General features: G+C 48.2%; 1 pseudogene. It reads right to left on the bottom strand.

Annotation, left to right across the window (positions count from 1 at the left end):
* Nucleotides 1-231, bottom strand: a pseudogene (locus tag SB725_RS33195) (hypothetical protein); the annotation flags it as partial.
* Nucleotides 232-245 lie beyond the last annotated feature (14 nt).

Below are 245 nucleotides of genomic sequence, written 5' to 3'. Positions count from 1 at the left end.
ATACGATTTTTGACGATCTTCCGGCTTGATCTGGGCTGCGCCTGCTTTGATCAGCTTGTCTGCTTCCGGGTTTGTATAATGGGAGTAATTGGTTGCATTCGCTGACAACAGTCCGTCACTCAGGACGGAATCAGCGTCACCTGTATTGGCAGAAGCCCCACGAACAAACAGATCATAGCTGTTCGGGTCCTTTAACGCTTCCAAATAAGCGCCCAGTTCAAGAATTTTCAACTCAACATCCAGTC

Source organism: Pseudomonas sp. SIMBA_041, from assembly GCF_046535095.1.
In the GTDB taxonomy this organism is placed as follows: domain Bacteria; phylum Pseudomonadota; class Gammaproteobacteria; order Pseudomonadales; family Pseudomonadaceae; genus Aquipseudomonas; species Aquipseudomonas mucoides.
The sequence above is the reverse complement of the archived record's forward strand: the minus strand, read 5'-3'. Positions and strand labels throughout refer to the sequence as shown.